The sequence below is a fragment of the Pseudomonas sp. St29 genome (genome assembly GCF_001547915.1).
Classification (GTDB): domain Bacteria; phylum Pseudomonadota; class Gammaproteobacteria; order Pseudomonadales; family Pseudomonadaceae; genus Aquipseudomonas.
The window spans coordinates 5,203,088-5,228,047 of the sequence record NZ_AP014628.1 but is presented as its reverse complement, the minus strand read 5'-3'; the positions used below and the strand labels follow the sequence as shown (position 1 = coordinate 5,228,047).

Annotated in this window: 20 protein-coding genes and 1 pseudogene; 6 read left to right on the top strand and 15 right to left on the bottom strand. The window is 63.0% G+C overall.

Annotated elements, in window-relative coordinates; translation table 11 throughout:
* Positions 1 to 327: 327 nt before the first annotated feature.
* The 5 genes from PST29_RS23095 to nadA all read left to right on the top strand — a co-directional run bounded on the left by PST29_RS23095 (position 328) and on the right by nadA (position 4,921).
* Positions 328 to 1,095 carry a COG4705 family protein gene (locus PST29_RS23095; RefSeq protein WP_060844436.1) on the top strand — a complete coding sequence of 256 codons (768 nt, stop codon included), beginning with the start codon at positions 328 to 330 and terminating at the stop codon, positions 1,093 to 1,095.
* Positions 1,096 to 1,124: 29 nt separating this feature from the next.
* Positions 1,125 to 1,559: a hypothetical protein gene (locus tag PST29_RS23090; RefSeq protein WP_060844435.1), complete on the top strand. Its 435-nt coding sequence runs from the start codon at positions 1,125 to 1,127 to the stop codon at positions 1,557 to 1,559.
* Between the two features lie 126 nt (positions 1,560 to 1,685).
* The gene (locus PST29_RS23085; RefSeq protein WP_060844434.1) at positions 1,686 to 2,351 is read left to right on the top strand and encodes a response regulator; all 666 of its coding nucleotides are present in this window, start codon (positions 1,686 to 1,688) and stop codon (positions 2,349 to 2,351) included.
* Positions 2,327 to 3,697 (top strand): ATP-binding protein, encoded by a 1,371-nt coding sequence (locus PST29_RS23080; protein WP_060844433.1) that lies wholly within the window; start codon positions 2,327 to 2,329, stop codon positions 3,695 to 3,697. The genes PST29_RS23085 and PST29_RS23080 overlap by 25 nt, the downstream gene beginning before the upstream one ends.
* 165 nt (positions 3,698 to 3,862) lie before the next feature.
* Complete coding sequence (gene nadA / locus PST29_RS23075; protein WP_060840704.1) at positions 3,863 to 4,921, top strand: quinolinate synthase NadA; 1,059 nt, start codon at positions 3,863 to 3,865, stop codon at positions 4,919 to 4,921.
* A gap of 63 nt (positions 4,922 to 4,984) precedes the next feature.
* Here nadA and PST29_RS23070 read toward each other — a convergent pair whose 3' ends face one another.
* From PST29_RS23070 to arcD (PST29_RS23015), 12 genes are all read right to left on the bottom strand, one after another.
* On the bottom strand, positions 4,985 to 5,473 hold the full coding sequence (locus tag PST29_RS23070; RefSeq protein ID WP_060840703.1) for an RDD family protein: 489 nt from the start codon (positions 5,471 to 5,473) through the stop codon (positions 4,985 to 4,987).
* A 96-nt stretch (positions 5,474 to 5,569) separates the two neighbouring features.
* Positions 5,570 to 5,782, bottom strand: a complete 213-nt coding sequence (locus PST29_RS23065) for a cold-shock protein (RefSeq protein WP_007977299.1) — start codon at positions 5,780 to 5,782, stop codon at positions 5,570 to 5,572.
* 392 nt (positions 5,783 to 6,174) lie between these two features.
* A complete protein-coding gene (gcvT, locus tag PST29_RS23060) occupies positions 6,175 to 7,299 on the bottom strand; it encodes a glycine cleavage system aminomethyltransferase GcvT (protein WP_060844432.1) in 1,125 nt (374 codons plus the stop codon).
* A gap of 39 nt (positions 7,300 to 7,338) precedes the next feature.
* Entirely contained in the window at positions 7,339 to 8,715 is a 1,377-nt protein-coding gene (locus PST29_RS23055) for an L-serine ammonia-lyase (RefSeq protein ID WP_060840701.1), read from the bottom strand.
* 107 nt (positions 8,716 to 8,822) lie between these two features.
* Positions 8,823 to 11,672, bottom strand: a complete 2,850-nt coding sequence (gcvP, locus tag PST29_RS23050) for an aminomethyl-transferring glycine dehydrogenase (RefSeq protein ID WP_060844431.1) — start codon at positions 11,670 to 11,672, stop codon at positions 8,823 to 8,825.
* 10 nt (positions 11,673 to 11,682) lie between these two features.
* Positions 11,683 to 12,066 carry a glycine cleavage system protein GcvH gene (gene gcvH / locus PST29_RS23045; RefSeq protein WP_060840699.1) on the bottom strand — a complete coding sequence of 128 codons (384 nt, stop codon included), beginning with the start codon at positions 12,064 to 12,066 and terminating at the stop codon, positions 11,683 to 11,685.
* Positions 12,067 to 12,482: 416 nt separating this feature from the next.
* Positions 12,483 to 13,991, bottom strand: a complete 1,509-nt coding sequence (locus PST29_RS23040) for a sigma-54-dependent transcriptional regulator (RefSeq protein ID WP_060840698.1) — start codon at positions 13,989 to 13,991, stop codon at positions 12,483 to 12,485.
* Between the two features lie 171 nt (positions 13,992 to 14,162).
* Positions 14,163 to 14,522: a DUF5064 family protein gene (locus PST29_RS23035; protein WP_016967335.1), complete on the bottom strand. Its 360-nt coding sequence runs from the start codon at positions 14,520 to 14,522 to the stop codon at positions 14,163 to 14,165.
* Positions 14,523 to 14,594: 72 nt separating this feature from the next.
* Complete coding sequence (gene arcC, locus PST29_RS23030) at positions 14,595 to 15,524, bottom strand: carbamate kinase (protein WP_060840697.1); 930 nt, start codon at positions 15,522 to 15,524, stop codon at positions 14,595 to 14,597.
* Positions 15,525 to 15,612: 88 nt separating this feature from the next.
* Positions 15,613 to 16,623, bottom strand: a complete 1,011-nt coding sequence (locus tag PST29_RS23025; protein WP_060844430.1) for an ornithine carbamoyltransferase — start codon at positions 16,621 to 16,623, stop codon at positions 15,613 to 15,615.
* Between the two features lie 84 nt (positions 16,624 to 16,707).
* A complete protein-coding gene (arcA, locus tag PST29_RS23020) occupies positions 16,708 to 17,964 on the bottom strand; it encodes an arginine deiminase (protein ID WP_060840696.1) in 1,257 nt (418 codons plus the stop codon).
* 52 nt (positions 17,965 to 18,016) lie between these two features.
* Entirely contained in the window at positions 18,017 to 19,444 is a 1,428-nt protein-coding gene (gene arcD / locus PST29_RS23015) for an arginine-ornithine antiporter (RefSeq protein WP_060844429.1), read from the bottom strand.
* Between the two features lie 450 nt (positions 19,445 to 19,894).
* On the opposite strand from arcD (PST29_RS23015), the gene arcD (PST29_RS23010) reads away from it, so the two are divergent.
* A complete protein-coding gene (gene arcD, locus PST29_RS23010) occupies positions 19,895 to 21,322 on the top strand; it encodes an arginine-ornithine antiporter (RefSeq protein WP_060840694.1) in 1,428 nt (475 codons plus the stop codon).
* A 166-nt stretch (positions 21,323 to 21,488) separates the two neighbouring features.
* On the opposite strand, the gene PST29_RS23005 is transcribed toward arcD (PST29_RS23010), so the two are convergent.
* The 3 genes and pseudogenes from PST29_RS23005 to PST29_RS32880 form a co-directional block, all read right to left on the bottom strand.
* The gene (locus PST29_RS23005; protein WP_060844428.1) at positions 21,489 to 22,844 is read right to left on the bottom strand and encodes a CoA transferase; all 1,356 of its coding nucleotides are present in this window, start codon (positions 22,842 to 22,844) and stop codon (positions 21,489 to 21,491) included.
* A 104-nt stretch (positions 22,845 to 22,948) separates the two neighbouring features.
* On the bottom strand, positions 22,949 to 23,704 hold the full coding sequence (locus PST29_RS32885) for a methyl-accepting chemotaxis protein (protein WP_375136263.1): 756 nt from the start codon (positions 23,702 to 23,704) through the stop codon (positions 22,949 to 22,951).
* Positions 23,705 to 23,806: 102 nt separating this feature from the next.
* Positions 23,807 to 24,820 (bottom strand): annotated as a pseudogene (locus tag PST29_RS32880) (PDC sensor domain-containing protein); the annotation flags it as partial.
* Between the last annotated feature and the right edge of the window lie 140 nt (positions 24,821 to 24,960).

The following is a 24,960-nucleotide window of genomic DNA, read 5'->3' as shown; positions in this document are numbered from 1 at the left end:
GGGACAGTCGGGCGCCACGAATCATTCGTCAGAGCACTCTGAAATAGGCTTTTCCTTGCTGATCCCAGATAACTGTTTCGTTATCTGACGTTAGCGTAGAAAGTTCAAAATGCTATTAATTGTAAAAAAAAACTCTCTATGCTCTGAGCGCCCACCGAGCCGTGCAAGCATGGGCCTTGCTACAGCCTGCGAAGCGCGTGGGAATGCCGCTGGACGGGCATTTCACGAGGCATGGCCGAAGCGTCAACACCCGCTCAGTTTCAGCTAAGTTTTCCTTCGTAACCTCTGTCCCGCGCCAATTCAGGCGCAGTTAGGAAGAGGTGCTAGATGAAGCCATTGATCCAGGCCAATTGGCTGAACAAGGTGCCCGAAGTGACGCTGTCCTTCTGGGTGATCAAGATCATGTCCACCACGGTCGGGGAAACCTGTGCCGATTATCTGGCTGTCGATGCCGGCCTGGGGCAGGGGGTGACCAGCATCGGCATGGCGCTGTTATTGGCGCTGGCATTGTTCACGCAGTTGCGTACCCGGGCCTACACGCCCTGGGTCTACTGGTTGAGCGTGGTGCTGGTGAGCATTGTCGGCACCCAGGTCACCGATGTGCTGACCGACCAGTTGGGCGTCAGTCTGTATCTCAGCACGGCGCTGTTCGCACTGCTGTTGGCGCTCAACCTGGCTGTCTGGTACGGCGTTGAACGCAGTCTTTCGATCCGACAGATCGTGACTCCTCGGCGCGAATTGTTCTACTGGGCGACAGTGCTGTGCACCTTTGCCCTGGGGACCGCCGCCGGTGATCTGGCCACCGAGGCGCTGGGATTGGGGTTCACCCTGGGGGTGGTGATCTTTGCCGTACTGATCGGCGTGACCTTTGCCGCCTGGCGATTGGGGGGCAACGCGGTACTGACCTTCTGGATCGCCTACATCCTTACGCGCCCTTTCGGTGCCTCCTTGGGCGACCTTCTGACTCAGGCCAAGACATACGGCGGCCTTGGTCTGGGGGCGACCTGGACCAGCGGAATCTTCCTTTGCGTGATTTTCCTGCTGGTGACTATTGCGCAGATCAGCATGGCTGATCGCCAGCGTGTTACCGAGTGATTCGCTCAATTTCAACCAAGGAATCAATGATGGCTCTTTTTCATTCTGCTACTCGTAAGCTCGTGATCCTCTCCGCTATCGTCCTGCTGGGGAGCGCCGCCGGATGCTCCAAGACCGGTGATGAACAAAAGTCCTCAGCGCCAGCTCAGGTTGTGGCCGGACAGGGCACGGTATCGAAGCTGGGGGATCTGTCGGCATTCCAAGGCATCAGTGCCGAGGTGGCGACCTTGGTGGACAAGAACGATCTGAGCGCCGCCAAGAGCCGGATCAAGGATCTGGAGCTCTCCTGGGATAGCGCCGAAGCGGGGTTGAAACCCCGTGCCGCCGCTGACTGGCACGTGCTGGACAAGGCGATCGATCGCGCACTTGACGCGTTGCGTGCCGGCAGTCCACGGCAGGCCGACTGCAAACTGGCCATGGATGAGCTGCTCAAGACGTTCAACTCGTTGCAGGGCAAGCAATGAAGCCATCTGCCGCGAGGTCAGGGTGCCGCTGTGTGTAACAGGCTGCGTGATTGCCGACCAAGGTGATTCACGCTGGGCGCGGTATCCCTCTGGGGGATGCCGCGCTTCATTCATTGTGGAGGTGCTATGCGGATCTTGCTGGTGGAAGACGATGCCATGATCGGCGAGGCCATTGTCGGTGCCCTCAAGGACGCGGGCCATGCCGCCGATTGGGTGCGCAATGGGGGTAGCGCTCTCGCCGCCCTGGACACCCAGCATTATGACCAGGTGCTGCTGGATCTGGGGCTGCCGGGCAAGGACGGGCTGCAAGTGCTCGACACCCTGCGACGCGGTGGTAACCCGGTGCCGCTGCTGATCATCACCGCCCGCGACAGCCTGGATGAGCGTTTGCGCGGCCTCGACGGCGGTGCGGATGACTACCTATCCAAGCCCTTTGCCATGGCCGAGCTGTTGGCGCGCATGCGTGCGGTCATGCGCCGCAAGGGCGGAAGTGCGGCGCCGCTGTTGAGCAATGGCGTGGTGTCGTTGGACCCTGTCTCGAAGCAGGCGAGCACCGCGCAGCAGGCCGACGTGCAGCTGTCGAACCGGGAGTTTGCCCTGTTGCAGGCGCTGTTGATCCGGCCCGGGGCGATTCTCTCGCGCAGTGAACTCGAGGACCGTATCTATGGTTGGGGTGACGAAGTGGAAAGCAACGCGGTGGAGTTTCTGATCCACGCCTTGCGCCGCAAGCTGGGAAGCCAGGTGATCAAGAACGTCAGGGGTATGGGATGGATGGTTTCAAAAAGCGTCTGAGCGAGTCGGTCCAGCTCCGCCTGTCTATTGCGTTGTCGACGGCGATCCTGATCGTTGCCCTGCTGGCGGCGGTCTTCGCTTTTGCTTCGGCATTCGACGAGGCTCGGGAAATGCAGGACAACACCCTGCGCCAGGTCGCGGCCTTGTTCGAGCGCCAGCAGATGACCCTGAGTTACTCCGAGCATGAACAGCCGATCGAAGGCGACAACGAGGAGTCCAGAGTGGTCATACAGTACCTGGCCGATGGCGCCAGGGCGACCGGGGATGATGACAACAGCTCGCCTTTGCCTTTGCCGACCACGCTCGCCGATGGCTGGTCGACGCAGACGGTGGGGGGCGAGCCGTTCCGGGTACTGGTCAAGACCACCGCGCAGGGGCAGCGCATCGCCGTGGCTCAGGAAATGGGCGCCCGGGACAAAGAGGCACGCGAGAGTGCTGCGCGCAGCCTGCTTCCGTTCTTGTTTCTGTTCCCCGTGCTGTTGCTGGTGCTGGCCAATCTGGTGCGCACGTTGTTTCGTCCGATTGAGGTCTTGGCTGCGGAGATTGATCAGCGCGGCGAGCAGGAGTTGCATCCGATCGATGAAGGGCATTTGCCCACGGAGGTCCGCCCGTTTGTGCTGGCGATCAATCGACTGCTGGCCCGGGTGACCCGCTCCATGGACGTGCAGCGGCGTTTTGTTGCAGACGCAGCCCATGAGTTGCGTTCGCCGATGACGGCCCTGTCCCTGCAAGCCGAGCGGCTGGCCACTGTGGAAATGTCGAGCCAGGCTCAGGAGCGTTTGATGTTGTTGCGACGGGGCATCGAGCGCAGCAAGAAGCTGATCGATCAGCTGTTGAGCCTGGCGTCTGCACAGTCCGGTGCTGGTACCGGTGTGGCCTTGGTTTCAGTGCACGCGGTCTATCGGCAGGTCTTGGAGGACCTGCTGCCGCTGGCGGAAGAAAAGGCCATTGATATCGGCGTGGAGGGTGGTCAGGACGGGCTGGTACGCATCAGCGAGGTGGACCTGTTGGTTGTGGTGAAGAACCTGGTGGATAACGCTATTCGCTATACCCCGCCGGGGGGGCAGGTGGATTTGTCGGTAAGCCTGGAGCACGGCGCGGTGGGGGTGAAAGTCTGCGACACGGGACCGGGAATTGCGCCAGAGGAGCGTGATCGGGTGTTTGACCCGTTCTATCGCTGCCTGGGGAGCGAGGAGCTGGGGTCGGGGTTGGGGCTTTCCATCGTCAAGGTGATCGCCGAGCGCTACGGCGCCCAGATCCGTTTCGCTTACACCGATGAACAGGCCAGGAGCGGGTTGTGCGTGTTGGTGGTGTTTGCGCGGGTCGACCCGGGCCGGGAGGATTAGACGCGGGGCAGAATTGGCTTTTGAATGCCCCGGATATTCTGTAGCCTTGCGCGGCTCCAATGCTGTCCGTACCTGATGAACTCACTCTCCCGGCGGGGCCCTAAGCGGACCGGAGCCGGTGGTATACTCGACTTTCGCGCCCAAGCGCCTGCAGGTCTTGCGAACATGACGCAAATTTCCGAACGCCTTCTGGTTCAAGCCCACCTCGACGCCAAACAGCCCAAACCCTTGAGTGCTGAGCAAGAGGCCCATTTTCGTGCCGCCATCGCTGCAGAGCTCAAGGCTCAGGACGCGGTGCTGGTTGCGCATTTCTATTGTGATCCGGTGATTCAGGCCCTGGCCGAAGAAACCGGCGGCTGTGTTTCCGACTCTCTGGAAATGGCCCGTTTCGGCAACGCTCATCCGGCCAAGACCGTGGTGGTGGCCGGGGTGCGCTTCATGGGGGAGACGGCGAAGATTCTCAACCCTGAAAAACGCGTGCTGATGCCGACGCTGGAGGCCACTTGCTCGCTCGACCTGGGTTGCCCGGTGGACGAGTTCTCGGCCTTCTGCGATCAGCACCCCGAGCGCACCGTGGTGGTTTATGCCAACACCTCGGCGGCGGTCAAAGCCCGTGCCGACTGGGTGGTGACTTCCAGCTGTGCGCTGGAGATCGTCGAAAGCCTGATGGATAACGGCGAGAAGATCATCTGGGGCCCGGACAAGCACCTGGGCACCTACATCCAGCGCCAGACCGGGGCCGACATGCTGCTCTGGGACGGTGCCTGCATCGTTCACGAAGAGTTCAAGTCCAAGCAATTGGAAGACATGAAGGCGCTGTACCCGGAGGCTGCCATCCTGGTGCACCCCGAGTCCCCCAGCTCGGTGATCGAACTGGCGGATGCGGTCGGTTCCACCAGCCAGCTGATCGCCGCCGCACAGCGTCTGCCGAACAAGACCTTCATCGTCGCCACCGACCGCGGCATCTTCTACAAGATGCAGCAGCTGTGCCCGGACAAGGTGTTCATCGAGGCGCCTACGGCCGGTAACGGCGCAGCGTGCCGCAGTTGCGCCCATTGCCCGTGGATGGCCATGAACACCCTGGAGCGCACCCTGCAGTGCCTGCAACAGGGCAGCAACGAGATTCAAGTGGACCCGGCGCTGATCCCCAATGCCGTTCGACCGCTCAAGCGCATGCTGGACTTCACCCAGGCGGCACGAATGAAACTGGCGGGCAACGCCTGAGCGGTTTTATTGCGTAGTCATGCAAACGCCCCGACTTGTCGGGGCGTTTTTGTTGGTGGCGGCTTATTTCTTCTGTTTAGGGATGCGTACCAGCTGGGTGTTGGAGTAGATGTCATGCCAGCTGCGTTTCTGCTTGTCCACCAGCACCCAGAAGAAGCCCAGGCCGGCACACAGCCAGGACGCGATCGATACCATGAAGCGCAGCAATGCCTGCCACAGGCTGATGCGGCTGCCATCGGCGTTCTGTACGCGGATGCCCCAGACCTGCATGCCCAGGGTCTGCCCTGAATGGGTCCAGAATTTGGCGAAGAAGCCGAACAGCACAAACAGCAGGACGGTGGAGTACAGCGGGTCGCCATCCAGAGCGCCGGATTCGGTCAAGGCACGCATCCGCGCTTCGCCGATGATCTGCATCTGGATAAATTTGTAGATGCCGCCGGTGACGATCAGCAGGGCGACGCACAGTAGAAAATCATAGAACATCGCTGCCAGGCGACGCCCCAGGCCGACAGTAGGGAAATCGCCTTGGGGGCTTAGCAGATGCTTCGACATGACAGGCTCTCGACTGAAAAAAGAAGCCATTTTACGGAATTGCGCGCACAAAAAAGCCCCTGATGTCAGCATCAGGGGCTTTTTCGTTACAGACGATTAAGCTTCTGCTTGTACTTCGTCAGCTTGCATGCCTTTCTGGCCTTGCACAGCGATGAAGGTCACTTTTTGGCCTTCTTTCAGGCTCTTGAAGCCGTTGCCCTGAATAGCGCGGAAGTGTACGAACAGATCCGGACCGCTTTCTGGAGTGATAAAACCAAAACCTTTCTCGTCGTTAAACCACTTGACGGTACCGCTCTGACGTTGGGACATTTCTTATTTCCTTTGACGCTAAAAAATTAATGACAGTCTCTTCCTCGTGGAAGAGTACTGGGCTGGGTTGCAGGAAAGTAAGAGACGTCGAACGGGTTGTAGCAAACTTGTTGGCTACTGCCCAGGTCACGATTCCAAGCGACCCATGCAAACACAGTGGGGAAACTCTACGCCAACTACGGGAGAAAAAACAAGCCCCGCGAAGCCCCGGTTTTACTCAGCTTTCCGAGGTTTGGCGGAACTAGCGTGCAGGCCTTATTCGATAGAGTTGTTCAATTGTTTTCGGGCGTTATAAGTAGTGTTCAGTAGCGAAAATATGCACTGTTTTATGGCGGTTGCGTTACAGATTAGTGCACTTTTAACGCAACCGCGTTACTTATAGAAACAGTCCCTCAGCCTCGGTAGTAGCGTTGGGGTACGAATGGCATTTTGCTTACAAGCATTGGCACCTTTTTCCCACGTACTATCGCTGCAACTGGCGTATCAAGTGCACAGTGCTGGATATCGAGGTAACCCATCGCCAATGGTGCGCCGAGGGTCGGACCAAAGCCACCGCTGCATACGCTGCCGATGATGTTTCCTTCGGCGTCGACGATTTCCGCACCTTCGCGCACTGGCGTGCGTTCCTGAGGCAGCAGGCCGACACGTTTGCGATCGACGCCGCCCTGTTGTTGGGCAAAGATCACCTCGGCACCAGGGAACCCGCCGGCACGTGCGCCGTCCGCGCGGCGAGCCTTGGAGATGGCCCACAGCAGGCTGGCCTGAATCGGTGTGGTGTCACTGTTCATGTCATGGCCGTACAGGCACAGGCCGGCTTCCAGGCGCAGGGAGTCGCGGGCGCCCAGGCCGATGGCCGCCACTTCCGGTTCGGCCAGCAGGGCACGGGCCAGTTTTTCCGCCTGCTCGGCAGGTACCGAGATTTCGAAACCGTCTTCCCCGGTATAGCCCGAACGGCTGACAAAGCAGTCCGCACCCAGCACGGTCACCGGCTTGAACTGCATGAAGGTCATGCTGGCCACTTCCGGGGCCAGGCGCGCCAGTACCTTGACTGCCGCCGGGCCTTGCAGGGCCAGGAGGGCGCGTTCCTCGAACAGCGGCTGAATGTCGCACTGCTCGCCGAGATGGCGGCGCAGGTGGGCCAGGTCCTGTTCCTTGCAGGCGGCGTTGACCACCAGGAACAGCTGGTCGTCGCCGAGATTGGCGACCATCAGGTCGTCGAGGATGCCGCCCTGTTCATTGGTGAACATGGCATAGCGCTGCATACCCACCGGCAGGTCGATGATGTCCACCGGCACCAGGGTTTCCAGGGCCTGGGCGGCATTGGCGCCACGCAGGAGAATCTGCCCCATGTGGGACACATCGAACAGCCCGGCCTGCTCACGGGTGTGCTGGTGTTCCTTCATGACCCCCAGCGGGTACTGCACCGGCATGTCGTAACCGGCGAATGGCACCATGCGGGCGCCGAGCTCCAGGTGCAGGCTGTGCAGTGGGGTTTTCAACAGTGTTTCGGTGGACATGGGCAACTCCTGAAAAAACGTGCGGATACGGGCGGCGTATCAGCACTCGATAATGTTCACGGCCAGACCGCCACGGGCGGTCTCCTTGTATTTGCTTTTCATGTCGGCGCCGGTCTGGCGCATGGTGCGGATGACCTTGTCGAGGGAAACGAAATGTTGCCCGTCGCCGCGCAGGGCCATGCGCACCGCATTGATGGCCTTCACCGAACCCATGGCGTTGCGCTCGATGCAGGGCACCTGCACCAGGCCGCCGATCGGGTCGCAGGTCAGCCCGAGGTTGTGTTCCATGCCGATTTCCGCGGCGTTCTCCACCTGCTGCACGCTGCCGCCGAGGACTTCGCACAAAGCCCCGGCGGCCATCGAGCAGGCCACGCCCACTTCGCCCTGGCAGCCGACTTCGGCGCCGGAGATCGAGGCGTTTTCCTTGTACAGGATGCCGATGGCCGCGGCCGTGAGGAGAAAACGCACCACCCCGTCTTCGTTGGCCCCGGGAGTGAAGCGCATGTAGTAGTGCAACACCGCCGGGATGATCCCGGCCGCACCATTGGTGGGCGCCGTGACCACGCGTCCGCCGTTGGCGTTTTCCTCGTTGACCGCCAGGGCGTAGAGATTGACCCAGTCCAGCACCGACAGCGCATCACGCAGCGCGGCCTCCGGGTGCAGGCACAACTGGCGGTGCAGGGCGGCGGCGCGCCGCTTGACCTTGAGCCCGCCCGGCAGGATGCCTTCATTGCGGCAACCGGCAGCCACGCAGTCCTGCATCACCTGCCAGATCTTCAGCAGGCCGGCGCGGGTTTCCGCTTCCGGGCGCCAGGCGCTTTCGTTGGTCAGCATCACCTGGCTGATGGACAGGCCATAGGTGCTGCAATGTTGCAGCAGCTCCTTGGCGGTCTTGAAGGGGAAGGTCAGGCGAGTGGTGTCTTCGACGATACGGTCGGCGCCGGCGGCGTCTTCGTCGACCACGAAACCACCGCCCACGGAGTAGTACTCGCGGCTGCGGATCTGCAAGCCGGCGCTATCGAAAGCACGAAAAATCATGCCATTGGGGTGATAGGCCAGGGGTTTGCGGATCATTGCCAGGTGTTCTTTCTCGTTGAACGCAATGCTGTGTTCACCGAGCAGGTTGATTCGCCCGCTGCTGCGTATCGCCTGCAGCCGAGTGGCGATGTTCTCGGTATTCACGGTGTCCGGTTGTTCGCCTTCCAGGCCCAGCAATACCGCCTTGTCGCTGCCGTGGCCCTTGCCGGTGGCGCCCAGCGAGCCGTACAGCTCGACCTTGACGCAGGCGGTAGCCGCCAGCAGGTCATCGCGACGCAGGCCTTCGACAAAACGCGCAGCCGCGCGCATCGGGCCAACGGTGTGGGAGCTGGAGGGGCCGATGCCAATCTTGAACAGGTCGAACACGCTCAGGGACATGTTGGTTCTCCGGTTTCTTGTTATAGAGGCAGCGGCAAGCGACAAGCTGCAAGTCAGACGCCGATCGGCTCTTTCTTGCAGCTTGAGGCTACTAGCTTGTGGCTGCCTTAGGCGTAGCTTTCGATCGACGGGCAGGCACACACCAGGTTGCGGTCGCCGAACACGTTGTCGACCCGGCCAACCGGAGGCCAGTACTTGCCTTCGATCAGCGAGGCCACTGGGTATACGGCCTGCTCACGGCTGTACGGGTGGGACCATTCACCCACCAGTTCTGCTGCCGTGTGCGGAGCGTTCTTCAGTGGGTTGTCGTCCTTGTCCAGGGTGCCGTTTTCCACCGCGCGGATTTCCTCGCGGATGCGGATCATGGCGTCGCAGAAGCGGTCCAGTTCTTCCTTGGATTCGCTTTCGGTCGGCTCGATCATCAGGGTGCCGGCCACCGGGAACGACATGGTCGGGGCGTGGAAGCCGAAATCGATCAGGCGCTTGGCCACGTCATCGACGCTGATGCCGCTGCTGTCTTTCAGTGGACGCAGGTCGAGGATGCATTCGTGGGCCACCAGGCCGTTGCTGCCGGTGTAGAGCACGGGGTAGTGCTCTTCCAGGCGCCGCGAAATGTAGTTGGCGTTGAGGATCGCCAACTGCGATGCGCGCTTGAGGCCGGCGCCGCCCATCATGCGGATGTACATCCAGGTGATCGGCAGGATGCTGGCGCTGCCGAACGGTGCGGCACACACCGCGCCTTTCTTGTTTTCCAGCGCGGCGTGACCGGGGAGGAAGGGCGCCAGGTGCGATTTGACGCCGATCGGGCCCACGCCCGGGCCGCCACCGCCGTGGGGAATGCAGAAGGTCTTGTGCAGGTTCAGGTGGGACACGTCGCCACCGAATTTGCCCGGCGCGCAGAGGCCGACCATGGCGTTCATGTTGGCGCCGTCGATGTACACCTGGCCGCCGTTGTCATGAATGATGCCGCAGATTTCGCGGATGCCTTCCTCGAACACGCCGTGGGTCGACGGGTAGGTGATCATCAGCGCGGCGAGGTGTTCGCGGTGCTCGATGGCCTTGGCCCGCAGGTCTTCGATATCGACGTTGCCGCGGGCGTCGCAGGCGGTGACCACCACGCGCATGCCGGCCATGTTGGCGGTGGCCGGGTTGGTGCCGTGGGCCGATGACGGAATCAGGCAGATGTCGCGACGGTCATCGCCACGGCTCTGGTGATAGGCACGGATGGCCAGCAGGCCGGCGTACTCACCCTGGGAACCGGCGTTGGGTTGCAGGGAGACGGCGTCGTAGCCGGTCGCGGCGCAGAGCATCGCCTCCAGCTCGGTGGTCAGTTGCTGGTAGCCAGCACTCTGCTCGGCCGGGGCGAAGGGGTGCAGCGCACCGAATTCGGCCCAGGTGATCGGAATCATCTCGCTGGCGGCGTTGAGCTTCATGGTGCAGGAGCCCAGGGGGATCATGGTGCGATCCAGGGCCAGGTCCTTGTCCGCCAGCTTGCGCAGGTAGCGCATCAGCTCGGTTTCCGAGTGATAGCGGTTGAACACCGGGTGGCTGAGGATCGCCGACTGACGGACCAGGGCCGCGGGGATGCTGCTGCTCACCGTGGCCGCCAGCGCGGCGAAGTCCGGCGCGGCCTGGCCGTCGCCCAGCAGGCTCCACAGGCCTTCGACGTCGGCCTGGGTGGTGGTTTCGTCCAGGGACAGGCCAAGGCGCTCAGCGTCGATTACCCGCAGGTTGATGCCCTGGGCGCGTGCCTTGTCGTGCAGCGCGGCGGTGCCGGCACCGGTGTGCAGGCTCAGGGTGTCGAAGAAGTTGTCCTGCTCCACGACCAGCCCCAGCGCCTTCAGGCCCTTGGCCAGGATCGCGGTCAACTGGTGGATGCGCTGGGCAATCTGAATCAGGCCCTTGGGACCGTGATAGACGGCATACATGCTGGCAATGTTGGCCAGCAGGACCTGGGCGGTGCAGATGTTGCTGGTGGCCTTTTCGCGACGGATATGCTGCTCGCGGGTCTGCATGGCCAGGCGCAGGGCCGGCTTGCCGAAACGGTCTACGGAGACGCCCACCAGACGGCCCGGCATGTCGCGCTTGAAGGCATCGCGGGTGGAGAAATAGGCCGCATGCGGGCCACCGAAGCCCAGCGGTACACCGAAGCGCTGGGCGCTGCCGATGGCCACGTCGGCGCCGAATTCCCCCGGCGGAGTCAGCAGGGTCAGGGCCAGCAGGTCGGCGGCCACGGCCACCAGGGCGTTGGCGGCGTGGAAGCGCTCGGTCAGTTCGCGGTAGTCGAACAGGTCGCCGTTGCTCGCCGGGTATTGCAGCAGGGCACCGAAGAACGGGCTGACGTCGGTCAGCTTGCGCTCATCGCCCACCACCACGTTGATTCCCAGGGGCTCGGCACGGGTGCGCAGTACGTCCAGGGTTTGCGGGTGGCAATGCACCGAGGCGAAGAAGGCATGGCTGCCCTTGTTCTTGCTCAGGCGCTTGCAGAAGGTCATGGCTTCGGCGGCGGCGGTGCCTTCGTCCAGCAGCGAGGCATTGGCGATCGGCAGGCCGGTCAGGTCGCTGATCAGGGTCTGGAAGTTCAGCAGGGCTTCCAGGCGACCTTGGGAGATTTCCGGCTGGTAGGGGGTGTAGGCGGTGTACCAGGCCGGGTTTTCCAGCAGGTTGCGCAGGATCGGCGAGGGGGTATGGCAGCTGTAGTAGCCCTGGCCGATGTAGGTCTTGAACAGCTGGTTCTTGGCGGCGATGGCCTTGATCGAGGCCAGGGCCTCGGCTTCGCTCTGGCCCTGGCCCAGGTCCAGCACGCTGGTGCCCTTGATGCTGTCGGGAATCACGCTGGCGCTCAGGGCTTCCAGGGAGTCGAAGCCCAGGCTGTTGAGCATGGCTTGCTCATCGGCCTGGCGCGGGCCGATGTGGCGCGCGATGAATTCGTTGGCGGTAGTCAGGTTGACGGTCATGACGGGCTCCTCAGGCTTCGGCGCTGGCTTTGATCAGGCGGTCGTAGGCGTCCTGATCCAGCAGTTGGCCGACAGCGGCGGCATCGGCGGGGATGAAGCGGAAGAACCATCCTTCGCCCAGCGGGTCTTCGTTGACCAGCTCAGGGCTGTCTTCCAGGGCCGGGTTGGTGGCGACCACTTCACCGTCGAGCGGCATGTACACGCCGCTGGCGGCCTTTACCGACTCCACGGTGGCGGCTTCTGCGCCCTTTGCGTAGCTCTGCAGCTCCGGCAGTTGCACAAACACCACATCACCCAGGGCGTTCTGGGCGAAAGCCGTGATGCCGACGGTGACACTGCCATCCGCTTCGCTACGCAGCCATTCGTGATCTTCAGTAAAACGCAACTCGCTCATGGAAACTCCTCAGGGGCCAGACTCGTCTGGTGGACGCGATTGAATGCTCGTGCGGGGCCGAGCCGGATAACAATACCCATAGCAAGAATGCGGCCAATAAATAGTTAAGCCTTTAAAATCAATGAGTTAAGTATTGTGGCTGGGTGCCCGCCGCGTTCTCGTGTAGCGAAATCGCTACAGCTGACAGCGTGGAGAAAAGGCTTTGAGGATCAAAGCCTTGCACGGCAGCGATTACAAGGCCGTGTAGCGAAATCGTTCCGCTGTAGCGCTTTCAGTACAGTTGCAGGTCGCTTCCAGAACGCAAGACGCGGCGCGGGGTTCAGACTCGGGTCTTGCCAGTGAAGGTGCCCGCAAGGGCCGCGCCAGGCCCAGGCAGCCCTTCGCCGGCCAGCCGGCTCCTGCCCCAGGGGAGCCGGTCAGGCCTTGTTGGGAATGCCGTACTTGCGCAGGCGATGGGCGATGGCGGTGTGAGAGGTCTGCAGGCGGTTGGCCAGTTGCCGGGTCGAGGGGTAGTGCACGTAGAGGTTTTCCAGCAGCTCTTTCTCGAAGCTTTCCACGGCCTGTTCCAGGCTTTCGATTTCGGTGTCGTTCTGCCGTGCCACCGAGGTGCCGGCGATGTCCAGGTCGCCGATGTCCACCAGGTTGCTTTCGCAGATGGCCGCCGCGCGAAAGATCACGTTCTGCAACTGGCGCACGTTGCCCGGCCAGCGGTTGCTCAGCAGCGCCGGATAGGTGCCCGGGGTCAGGCGACACACCGGGCGCTGGATCTGCGCGCAGGCTTGCTGCATGAAGTAGCGGGCCAGCAGTAGGATGTCCTGGCCGCGCTCGCGCAGCGGCGGCACTTCCACGTTGAGGACGTTGAGGCGGTAGAACAGGTCCTCGCGAAAGCTGCCTTCGCCAACCATTTTCTCCAGGTCGCGGTGGGTGGCGCTGAGGATGCGCACATTGACCTTGATCTCGCGATCGCCGCCCACCCGGCGAAAGCTGCCGTCATTGAGAAAGCGCAGCAGCTTGGCTTGCAGATAGGGCGACATCTCGCCGATTTCATCGAGAAACACCGTGCCCTGGTTGGCCAGCTCCATCAGCCCCGGCTTGCCGCCGCGCTGGGCACCGGTAAAGGCGCCGGGGGCATAGCCGAACAGTTCGCTCTCGGCCAGGTTTTCCGGTAGCGCGGCGCAGTTCAGGGCCAGGAACGGCGCGCTGTGCCGGGCGCTGATGGCGTGGCAGGCACGGGCCACCAGCTCCTTGCCGGTGCCGGTTTCGCCCTGGATCAGCAGCGGTGCATCCAGGGCAGCGACCCGTTGTGCCCGGGCCTTGAGGGTGCGAATCGCCGGTGATTCGCCGAGCAGGGCATCGAAGCCCTCGGCGTGATCGTGGTGCAGGGCCGACAGCCGCTCGCCGATGCGGTTGGGCTGGTACAGGGTCAGCAGCGCGCCGGCGTCGGTGATGGGCGTGGCGTCCAGCAGCAGGGTCTGGCCATTGACGATGATTTCCCGTAGCGGCAGGCGAAAGCCGTTTTCCAGCAGCGCCTCCAACAGCGCCGGATCGGCAAACAGTTCGGCGACGCTTTCCCCGGCCGGCTCGCGGCCATACAGGGCGATCAGCGCCGGGTTGGCCAGCAGCACTTTACCGGCGCTGTCCAGGGCCAGCACCGGATCGGTCATGGCCGCCAGCAAGGCGTCCAATTGCAGGTGCCGGCGTTGCCCGGGAAGGATGTCGACCACGGTCACCGCCTGCACGCCGCGCACGTTGAACAGCGCGTCGCGCAATTCCTCCAGGACCTGGGGGCTCAGGGTCGGAGCATCGATATAGACGTTGGGTGGCACCATTTCCACCGCATCCAGGTTGAGATTGCGCCCGCCCAGCAGGGCCAGGACTTCCTGGGTGATGCCGACGCGGTCGATGAAGCTGACGTGGATACGCATGAGGCGACAGAGGCTTCTGGAACACTGAAGGGCGCCAGTATGCCTTGGGCGAGAGCCTTAGTCGAAATCGCTGGAGCTGTCGTAGGAGCCGGCTTGCTGGCGAAGGCGGACCAGGCACCCAGGTATGGCGGTGGTCATTTCGCCGGCAGGCCGGCTCCTACAGAAGAGGGGTTATGCCAAGTGTTCGGGGTTGATCGGGTCGCCGGGCTTGACGTTCAGCTGCTTGCGCACGTCTTCGAACATCTCGTCGTAGTACTTGTGCATGGAGGCAATGCTGGCGCTCTTGGGCAAACCGTACTGCTGGGCGATGCGGGTGGCGTGACGGGCAAAGTCGAAGGCCAGGTCCTTGGCCAGGAAGAACTGCTCTTTCAAGGATTTGCCTTCGATGGTGCCGTGCAGGGTGAACAGCATGCCGTGACCCTCCTTGGGGTCCTGGGCCAGTTCATAGTCGATGCACAGGTTGTAGCTGAAGTCGTCCTTGCTCAGCGCATGGCGCTCGATATGCAGGTGACCGGGCTCAAACATGGCCATAGGCGTCTCTCCTCCAGGGCTTTGACAGGAGGGCAGGCACCGGGCCTGCCCCGAGTTCTTACAGCAAGCGTCTTACAGGTAGCGGATGCCGGGTTGCGCCGTGCTGATGCGGGTACCGGCCTTGCCCTGGACGATCGCTTCGATGTCCGAGAGTGAACCGATCACCGCGACTTTGCCAGTGTGCCGGGCAAATTCGCAGGCGGCCTGGACCTTGGGCCCCATGGAGCCGGCGGCAAAGCCCAGCTTGTCCATTTCATCCGGGTGGGCCTGGGCGATGGCCTTCTGGGTCGGCTTGCCGAAGTCGATGAAGGCTGCGTTGACGTCGGTGGCGATCACCAGCAGATCAGCCTCCAGTTGCTCGGCCAGCAGCGCCGAACACAGGTCCTTGTCGATCACCGCCTCGATGCCCCGCAGCTTGCCGTCCTCGCCGTACATGGTCGGAATGCCGCCACCGCCGGCGCAGATCACGATGCTGCTCTTTTCCAGCAGCCACTTGATCGGGCGGATCTCGAAGATGCGCTTGGGTTTCGGGCTGGCCACCACCCGGCGGTACTTGTCGCCGTCCGGGGCGATGGCCCAGCCTTTCTCCTTGGCCAGCTTCTCGGCTTCTTCCTGGCTGTAGACCGGGCCGATGGGCTTGGTCGGGTTCTTGAAGGCCGGGTCCTTGGCATCCACTTCTACCTGGGTCAGCAAGGTGGCGAAGGGCACCTCGAAGTCCAGCAGGTTGCCCAGTTCCTGTTCGATGATGTAGCCGATCATGCCTTCGGTCTCGGCACCGAGCACGTCCAGCGGGTAGGGCGAAACCTGGGTATAGGCCGCCGCCTGCAGCGACAGCAGGCCCACCTGCGGACCATTGCCGTGAGCGATCACCAGCTGGTTGCCGGGATGGATCTTGGCGATCTGTTCGGTGGCGATGCGGATGTTGGCGCGTTGGTTGTCCGCGGTCATGGGTTCACCACGGCGGAGCAGGGCGTTACCGCCCAGTGCAACGACGATACGCATAATGCAGTCCTTCTAGGGGCTCTGCAGGCGCCGGCTTGCCAACGAACAGCGGTTGGCTGGCAAGCCGGCCCCGGCAGGGGGAGGCGGGTTAGAGGTCGGCCAGGGTCGAAACCAGGATCGCCTTGATGGTGTGCATGCGGTTTTCCGCTTGCTCGAAGGCGATGCAGGCTGGCGATTCGAACACGTCGTCGGTCACTTCAATGCCTTTGGCCAGGTGCGGATACTGTTCGGCGATCTGCTTGCCGACCTTGGTATCGCTGTTGTGGAAGGCCGGCAGGCAGTGCATGAACTTGGTCCGTGGGTTGCCGGTGGCTTTCATCAACTGGGCATTGACCTGATACGGCAGCAGTTGCTCGATGCGCTCGGCCCAGGCTTCCACCGGCTCGCCCATGGACACCCAGACGTCGGTGTGGATGAAGTCCACGCCCTTGACCGCGGCTTTCGGGTCTTCGGTGAGGGTGAGGCGGGCACCGCTTTCCTCGGCGTACTGCTTGCAGCGTTGCACCAGGTCGTCATGGGGCCACAGGGCCTTGGGCGCGCAGATACGCACGTCCATGCCGAGCTTGGCGCCCACCAGCAGCAGCGAGTTGCCCATGTTGTTACGCGCATCACCCAGGTAGGCGTAGCTGATTTCATGGATCGGCTTGTCGGCGTGCTCACGCATGGTCAGTACGTCGGCGATCATTTGGGTCGGGTGGTATTCGTCGGTCAGGCCGTTGAACACCGGCACCCCGGCGAATTTCGCCAGCTCTTCGACGATTTCCTGCTTGAAGCCGCGGTACTCGATGGCGTCGTACATGCGCCCCAGCACCCGGGCGGTGTCCTTCATGCTTTCCTTGTGGCCGATCTGCGACGAGTTGGGGTCGATGTAGGTGACGTTGGCACCCTGGTCATAGGCCGCCACTTCGAAGGCGCAACGGGTGCGGGTCGAAGTTTTTTCGAAGATCAGGGCGATGTTGTTGCCCTTGAGGTGCTGCTGCTCGGTGCCGGTGTACTTGGCGCGTTTCAGGTCGCGGGACAGGTCCAGCAGGTAGCGCAGCTCGCGTGGAGTGTGGTGTTCCAGGCTCAGCAGGTTACGGTTGTGAATATTGAAAGCCATGATGGATCTCCTTTGATTTCGGTCGTCCACTTGCCGAGGCCCTTTGTGGGGGCAACGGCAAGCTGCTATGTCGGATAGGGGCGCTTAGTAGTCGATCGGGTCGCGGATGATCGGGCAGGTCATGCAGTGGCCGCCGCCACGGCCCCGGCCCAGTTCGCCGGCGCTGATGGTGATGACCTCGACCCCGGCCTTGCGCAGCAGGGTGTTGGTGTAGGTGTTGCGGTCGTAGCCGATGACCACGCCCGGTTCCACGGCCACCACGTTGTTGCCGTCGTCCCATTGCTCGCGTTCGGCGGCGAAGCTGTTGCCACCGGTTTCCACCACGCGCAGGGCCTTGAGGTTGAGGGCCTTGGCCACGGTGTCGAGGAAGCTGGTTTCCTCGCGGCGCACGTCGATGCCGCCCGGCTTGCTTTCGTCAGGGCGCAGGCTGAAGGCGACGATCTGGCTCACCACTTCCGGGAAGACCGTGACCAGGTCGCGGTCGCAGAAGCTGAACACGGTGTCCAGGTGCATCGCTGCGCGGGATTTCGGCAGGCCGGCGACGATCACCCGCTCCACGGCCTTGTGCTTGAACAGGTTCAGCGCCAGTTGGCCGATGGCCTGGCGCGAGGAGCGCTCGCCCATGCCGATCAGGACCACGCCATTGCCGATGGGCATCACGTCGCCGCCTTCCAGGGTGGCGTTGCCGTGTTCCTGGTCCGGGTCGCCGTACCAGATCTGGAAATCGGCGTGGGTGAACTCGGGGTGGAACTTGTAGATGGCGGTGGTCAGCAGGGTTTCCTGGCGTCGCGCCGGCCAGTACATCGGGTTCAGGGTCACGCCGCCGTAGATCCAGCAGGTGGTGTCGCGGGTGAACTGGGTGTTGGGCAGCGGCGGCAGGATGAAGCTGGAGTGGCCGAGGAAGTCGCGGAACATCTCGATGGTCTTGCCACCGAAGCTGGTGGGCAGGTCATCGGCGGACACGCCGCCGATCAGGAACTCGGCGACCTTGCGCGGCTCCAGGCTGCGCAGCCACGAACCGACCTCATTGACCAGGCCCAGGCCGACCTGGTTGGCGGTGATCTTGCGCTCCAGAATCCAGTCCAGGGCTTCGGGCATGGCGACGATGTCGGTCAGCAGGTTGTGCATTTCCAGCACATCAATGTCCCGCTCGCGCATCTTGGTGACGAAGTCGAAGTGGTCGCGTTTGGCCTGGGCCACCCACAGCACATCATCGAACAGCAGTTCATCGCAGTTGTTCGGGGTCAGCCGCTGATGGGCCAGGCCTGGGGAGCAAACCATGACTTTGCGCAGTTTGCCGGCTTCGGAATGGACGCCGTACTTAACTTTTTCCGTGGTCATTACTGTGATCCTCCAGAGACAAAACAATCGGGGTGTGGCTTCAAAGGCCGTGCTACAGGGTCAGGAAGCCGTCGTAGAGTCCGTAGGCCGCCACCAGGGCGCCTATCACCACCGCGGCAAAAATCAGCTTCTCGACGTTGGTGAAAATCGGTTTGTGCAGTTCCATCTTGGCCTTGGCGAACAGCACCACGCCGGGGGCGTAGAGCAGGGCCGAGAGCAGCAGGTACTTGACCCCGCCGGCGTACAGCAGCCAGATCGCGTAGAGCAGGGCGATGCCGCCGATGACCAGGTCCTTCTTGCGTTCGCCCAGGGCCTGTTCGTAGCTTTCGCCGCGCACCGCCAGCAGCACCGCGTAGGCCGCCGACCACAGGTAGGGCACCAGGATCATCGAGGTGGCGAGGTAGATCAGCGACAGGTAGGTGCTGGCCGAGAACAGGGTGATGATCAGGAAGATCTGCACCATGGCGTTGGTCAGCCACAGGGCGTTGGCCGGTACGTGGTTGGCGTTCTCGCGGCGCAGGAACTCCGGCATGGTGTGGTCCTTGGCCGCGGCGAACATGATCTCCGCGCACAGCAGCACCCAGGACAGCAGCGCTCCCAGCAGCGAGATGATCAGGCCGACGCTGATCAGCACTGCGCCCCAGTGGCCCACCACATGTTCCAGTACCGCGGCCATGGACGGGTTCTGCAGCTTGGCCAGTTCCGGCTGGGTCATGATCCCCAGGGACAGCACGTTCACCAGCACCAGGAACAGCAGCACGGTGATGAAGCCGATGACGGTGGCCTTGCCCACGTCCGAGCGTTTTTCCGCCCGGGACGAGAAGATGCTCGCGCCCTCGATGCCGATGAACACCCACACGGTGACCAGCATCATGTTGCGCACCTGGTTCATCACGCTGCCCAGGTCGGGGTTCTTCACGCCCCAGATGTCGGCGGTGAAGATGTCCAGCTTGAAGGCGAACAGGGCGATCAGCACGAACAGCAGCAGTGGTACGACCTTGGCGACCGTGGTCACCAGGTTGATGAAGGCGGCTTCCTTGATGCCGCGCAGCACCAGAAAATGCACGGCCCAGAGCAGCACCGAGGCACCGATCACCGCCGCCGGGGTGTTGCCCTCACCGAAGATCGGGAAGAAATAGCCCAGGGTGCTGAACAACAGGACGAAATAGCCGACGTTGCCCAGCCAGGCACTGATCCAGTACCCCCAGGCGGAAGAGAAACCCATGTAGTCGCCAAAACCGGCCTTGGCGTAGGCATAGACACCGCCGTCCAGATCAGGTTTGCGATTGGCCAGGGTTTGAAAGACGAATGCCAAGGTCAACATGCCGACAGCGGTAATCGCCCAACCAATAAGAACTGCACCGACATCGGCGCTGGCTGCCATGTTTTGCGGTAAGGAAAAGATCCCTCCGCCAATCATGGAACCCACTACCAGGGCGACTAAGGCGCCCAGTCTTAGTTTTCCGGGAGATTCAGACATTGCATGACTCCAATGCAGGAGAAGAGAGACGTCAGAGTAAATCTGCTTGCAATCAGAACAGCTGACTTAGATCAGTTCATTGCGGCATTCCGTTGTGAATGAATGACTTAAGATTTATTGCAGGAGGTAGAATGCTGCCCTGAGAGGGCCATTCCAGAGGCTTTAAACTACTTTTTAGTGGCCGCTCGGATTGTTGTTGTCGTTTGAAACTAGACCCTTTTTGCGAATGTGCAAATCCTCTAGGGTGGTCAACTAATAACCAATGCGTGATGGCACTTAGTACATGTATTTAACAAAATACTCGGTTATTCAGTGCCTTCTGAAGGCCATTCTGAAGTCCGCCCATAAAGGCTGTTTAATTGACTGTTACTGTTAGATGCACATTTCTGGAATGTTCATTAATGGCCTATCGTCTTATTGCCCGATCGACTCACTGAAGCAGAGGTAGGAATGTCACAACCGGCGCAGAAGCTTCAACTCGGTGCACTGATCGCTCTGGTCGTGGGCTCGATGATTGGTGGCGGGATTTTCTCGCTGCCGCAGAACATGGCGGCCCGGGCGGATGTCGGGGCCGTGCTGATTGGCTGGGGGATCACGGCGGTGGGCATGCTGACCCTGGCGTTCGTCTTCCAGACCCTGGCCAACCGCAAGCCGGAGCTGGACTCCGGGGTCTACGCCTACGCCAAGGCCGGTTTCGGCGACTACATGGGGTTTTCCTCGGCCTGGGGCTACTGGATCAGTGCCTGGCTGGGCAACGTCGGCTACTTCGTCCTGCTGTTCAGCACCCTGGGCTATTTCTTTCCGGTGTTCGGCCAGGGCAACACCCCGGTGGCCATCGGCTGCGCCTCCTTGCTGCTGTGGGCCGTGCATTTTCTGGTGCTGCGGGGGATCAAGGAGGCGACGTTCATCAACCAGCTGACCACGGTGGCGAAGATCGTGCCGCTGATGATGTTCATCGTCATCGCCGCCGTGGCGTTCAAGGCGGAGATCTTTACCCGGGATATCTGGGGGCGCAGCAACCCGAATTTCGGCGGGGTGATGGATCAGGTGCGCAACATGATGCTGGTCACGGTGTTCGTGTTCATCGGCATCGAGGGCGCCAGCGTCTATTCGGCCCGGGCGCAGAAGCGCGCGGATGTCGGTCGGGCCACGGTGATCGGCTTTCTCGGGGTGCTGGCGCTGCTGGTGCTGGTCAACGTGCTGTCCCTGGGGATCATGAGCCAGCCGGAACTGGCCAAGCTGCAGAACCCGTCCCTGGCGGCGGTGCTGGAGCATATCGTCGGCCCCTGGGGCGCCTTGCTGATCAGCATTGGCCTGGCGGTTTCGCTGTTGGGCGCCTTGTTGTCCTGGGCCCTGCTGTGCGCGGAGATCCTCTACGCCACCGCCCGGGACCGGACCATGCCGGCCTTCCTGAAGAAGGAAAACGCCAACCATGTGCCGGTCAATGCCCTGTGGCTGACCAACGTCATGATTCAGATCTTCCTGCTGATCACCCTGTTCTCCGCCGGCACCTACACCAACCTGATCTACCTCGCCTCGTCGATGATCCTGGTGCCCTACCTGTGGTCGGCAGCCTATGCGGTGCTGCTCAGCGGCCGAGGGGAAACCTACGAGCAAGCCTCCCGGGAGCGGCTGAAGGACCTGTGCATCGCCGTCGTGGCCCTGAGCTACGCCATCTGGCTGTTGTACGCCGGCGGCTTGAAGTACCTGCTGCTCTCGGCGCTGCTCTACGCGCCCGGGGTGATTCTGTTTGCCAAGGCCAAGCGCGAGCAGGGCGAGCCGCTGTTCACCCCGCTGGAAAAACTGATCTTCGGTGCGGTGATCATCGGCGCCTCGCTGGCGGCTTATGGCCTGTACAGCGGCCTGCTGGCGCTGTGACCGAACGTGTGCCTGATCGGGCCGCGGCCTGGCCACCGTGGCGCGGTTATGCGGCGCGGCAGGGTTGGGCGGCTTTGGCGGCGGTCGTCGCTGCGGGTGGTTCGCTGGCAAGCCAGCGCCCGGGGCGCCGGTAATCCTCCAGGTGGCGGCTTGCCGGCGAAGGCGCTCACCACCATTTGGGGCGATGGGCGCCCAGGGCGGTCGCCGGGCAATCCCACTGCACGGGCGTTGCGCTGATGTGCAACGGCACCTGCAGGCGCCGGGCCGGTCCCCAGGGAGTCTGCTCCTGAAGCAGCCCCTGATCTTCAGGGGTTTCGGCGCGCAGTGGCGTTTGGTTTCCCGTTGACCGGCAATGCTCAACCAGCAGCTTGGCGGTGCGGGCCAGGGACAGGCGCGCCGAGGTGCCCTGGCCGCCGCTCAAGGACAGGTTCAGGGCCCGCAGGGCACTGGCCGCCATCAGGTAGCCGGTGGCGTGATCCAGGGCCTGGACCGGCAGCGGCAGTGGTTGCTCCGCGGCTTTCCAGTCCATGCCGGCTGCGGCGATGCCGGCGCTCATCTGTACCAGGCTGTCGAAGCCCCGGCGGTCGCGCCAGGGGCCGCTCCAGCCATAGGCATTGAGGCTGACCTCGATCAGCCCCGGGGCGATTCGCTGGCGTGTCTCGGCGTCGTAACCCAGGTGGTCCAGGGCATCGGCGCGATAGCCGTGCAGCAGCAGGTCGGCTTCGGCCAGCAGGCCCTCGAATACCGCGCGCTGTTCCAGGTCGTGCAGGTCCAGGCGCGCGCAGCGCTTGCCCAGCGTCACCTCCGGCTCCAGGGCCGGTTCGTTCCAGCCCGGCGGGTCGATCCGCAGTACCTCGGCGCCCAGCCCCGCCAGCAGGCGGCTGGCCACGGGGCCGGCCAGGACCCGGGTCAGGTCCAGCACCTTCAGTCCGGCCAGGGGCCGGGCGCTGGAACCGCTCCAGGTGTTCGGTCGCGAGCCGCGGTGCGGCAGCCAGTGCACCAGGGGTTCGGCGTTGACCGCCTGCCCCTGCGGGTGCGCCTGCCACTGTGCCCAACTGCGCATCTGCGCGGCGCAACCGCCCTGATCGACGATGGCCTGCTCCAGCTCCAGGGCATCCCAGCTGGCCACGCGGGCGGCCATGGCGTCGCGCCCGCTCACCGCGCCCAGCACTCGTTCGGCGGCGGCGCGGTGGTGGGGCGCATTGGTGTGCAGACGAATCCAGCCGTCGCGGCTGGGGTAATCCCCGGCAATCGGGTCCCAGGGGGATGACAGGCTCCAGCCTTGCGGGCGGATCGAACCGGCGAACCAGAATGAGGCCAGGCGCCGGTCGACGCTGACCTGTGGCCGGTGCCCGGTCTGGCTGTTCAGGAGTTCGGCCAGGGCTTGCCCGGCGACGGCGATGCTGGCGCAGGCCAGGTCGGTTACGGCGAAGGCCGAGGGCAGGGCGCCCTGGCCGGTCTGTCGGACGCTTGCAGGCGCCAGGCCCAGCGCGGCCTGGAGGGTTGCCAGTAGTTCGGTCATGACGCACTCCCCGGTTCAGAGGAGGGCATTGCACCCTGAAACCGCCGCCACTGTCGATCACCTTAGGTCATCGGTCGCGGCGGGCGGCGGGGCGAGAATCGCGCTTACACCCGGAACTGATCCATCAGTTTCATCTGTTGGGTGGCCAGGGCGTTGAGCTGGCTGCTGACCTGGGCCGATTCGCTGGCTTGCTCGGTGAGGGTTTCGGTCACGCTGCGGATCGCCGAGACGTTGCGATTGACCTCTTCGGCCACGGCGCTCTGCTGTTCGGCGGCGCTGGCGATCTGCAGGTTCATGTCGCTGATCACGGTGACCGCGTCGCTGATCCTGCCCAGCGCCTGGACGGCCTGATGAATCTGTCCGGCGTTGTTCTGCGCCTGGCTCTGGCTGGCGTGCATGGTGTTGACCACATCACGGGTGCCGCTCTGGATGCGCTCGATGACCACGCGGATCTCTTCCACCGAGTCCTGGGTACGTTTGGCCAGGTTGCGCACTTCATCGGCCACCACCGCAAAGCCGCGGCCGCTTTCGCCGGCGCGGGCCGCCTCGATGGCGGCGTTGAGGGCCAGCAGGTTGGTCTGTTCGGCGATGCTGCGGATCACTTCCAGCACCGAGCCGATCTGTTCGCTGCTCACCGCCAGGGCCTCGACTTCACCCACGGCCTTGCTCACTTCCTCGGCCAGCAGGCTGATATCCCGGGTACTGCGCTCGATGATGGTCATGCCGTCCTTGGCCGACTGGTCGGCGCCACGGGCGGCCTGGGCGGCATTGGAGGCGCTGTTGGCGACGTCGTGGGCCGTGGCGCTCATTTCATTGGACGCGGTGGCCACCTGGTCGATCTCGCGGAACTGCACCTGCATGCCTTCGCTGGTCTGGCGGGCGATCTCCGAAGACTGGTCGGCGGTGCCGCGGGCCTCGATGATGCTCTGCTTGATCTGGGCGATGGTGGGCTGCAGCTTGTCGAGGAACCGGTTGAACCAGCTCACCAGCTCGCCCAGTTCATCCTTCTTGCTGTAGTTCAGGCGCTGGGTCAGGTCGCCGTCGCCACTGGCAATGGCCTTGAGCATCTGCGCCACGCTGTTGATCGGCCGGGTCACGCCGGAGGCACTGAGCCAGATCAGCAGCAACCCCAGCAGGCCGGCGCCGATGGCCACCAGCAGGGTTTTCAGGGTGCCGCTGGTCTGGGCCTGATCCAGCAGGGTCTGCAGTTTTACCGAGTCTGCCAGCAGGACCTGCCGGGGCAGGTCGATGGTCACACCCCAGGCCTTGGCATCGGCAATCGGACTGAAGGGATAGACCGCGCGGATCAGGTCGCCCTGCTGCAGCACCTTGGGTTGGCCACCGGCAAGTGTCGCCAGGATGTCCTGGCCCTGGGCACCGGCGGTGTCCTTGATGTTCTTGCCGACCTGGGCGGCATCGGCGCCGACCGCTGCCAGCAGGCCGCTGCCGCCCATGATCAGCATGTGCCCGGCACCGCCGAACAGGTTCCGTTGCGCCTCGACGGCGGCCGCTTGCAGGGAGTCCAGGGCGATGTCGACGCCAATCACCCCGATGACCTTGCCGTCGGTCTGCAGCGGCAGGGAGATGGTGGTCATCAGCACCTGTTTCTTGTCCTCGCCGATGGTGTCGGCATAGGGATCGAGCAGGCAGGTGCGGCGGGTGTCACGGGGGCAGGTGTACCAGATGTTGTAAGGCGTGCCGCTGAGGTTGAGGGTGGTCTTGTTCATGTCCTCCTCGACCATCACCGTGTTCAGGGACTTGCCTGCGGGACGGCTCCAGTAGCTGGCGAAGCGCCCCTGTTCGTTGGACGCGCGGCTGGCGTCGTTGGCGAACGCACTGTCCTGGCCATCCAGCGCGTTGCGTTCGTAGGCCAGCCAGATTCCCAGCACCTTGGGGTTGCGCTCGAAGGCGGTTTTCAGGCTGTGGTTGAGTTCTTCGCGCAGGGCTGCGGCATCCAGGCCACGCTTTGCGGCCATTGCCCGCAGATCCTGGACCTGGTCCGCCAGGGCGGTGATCACCAGCTGGCTTTCACCGAAGGTCTTCTGGACGCGCGCGGCCTGTTCGGCCGCCTTGGCCTGCAACAGGTCCTCGACCCCGGCCGTCAGCATCTGTGTGC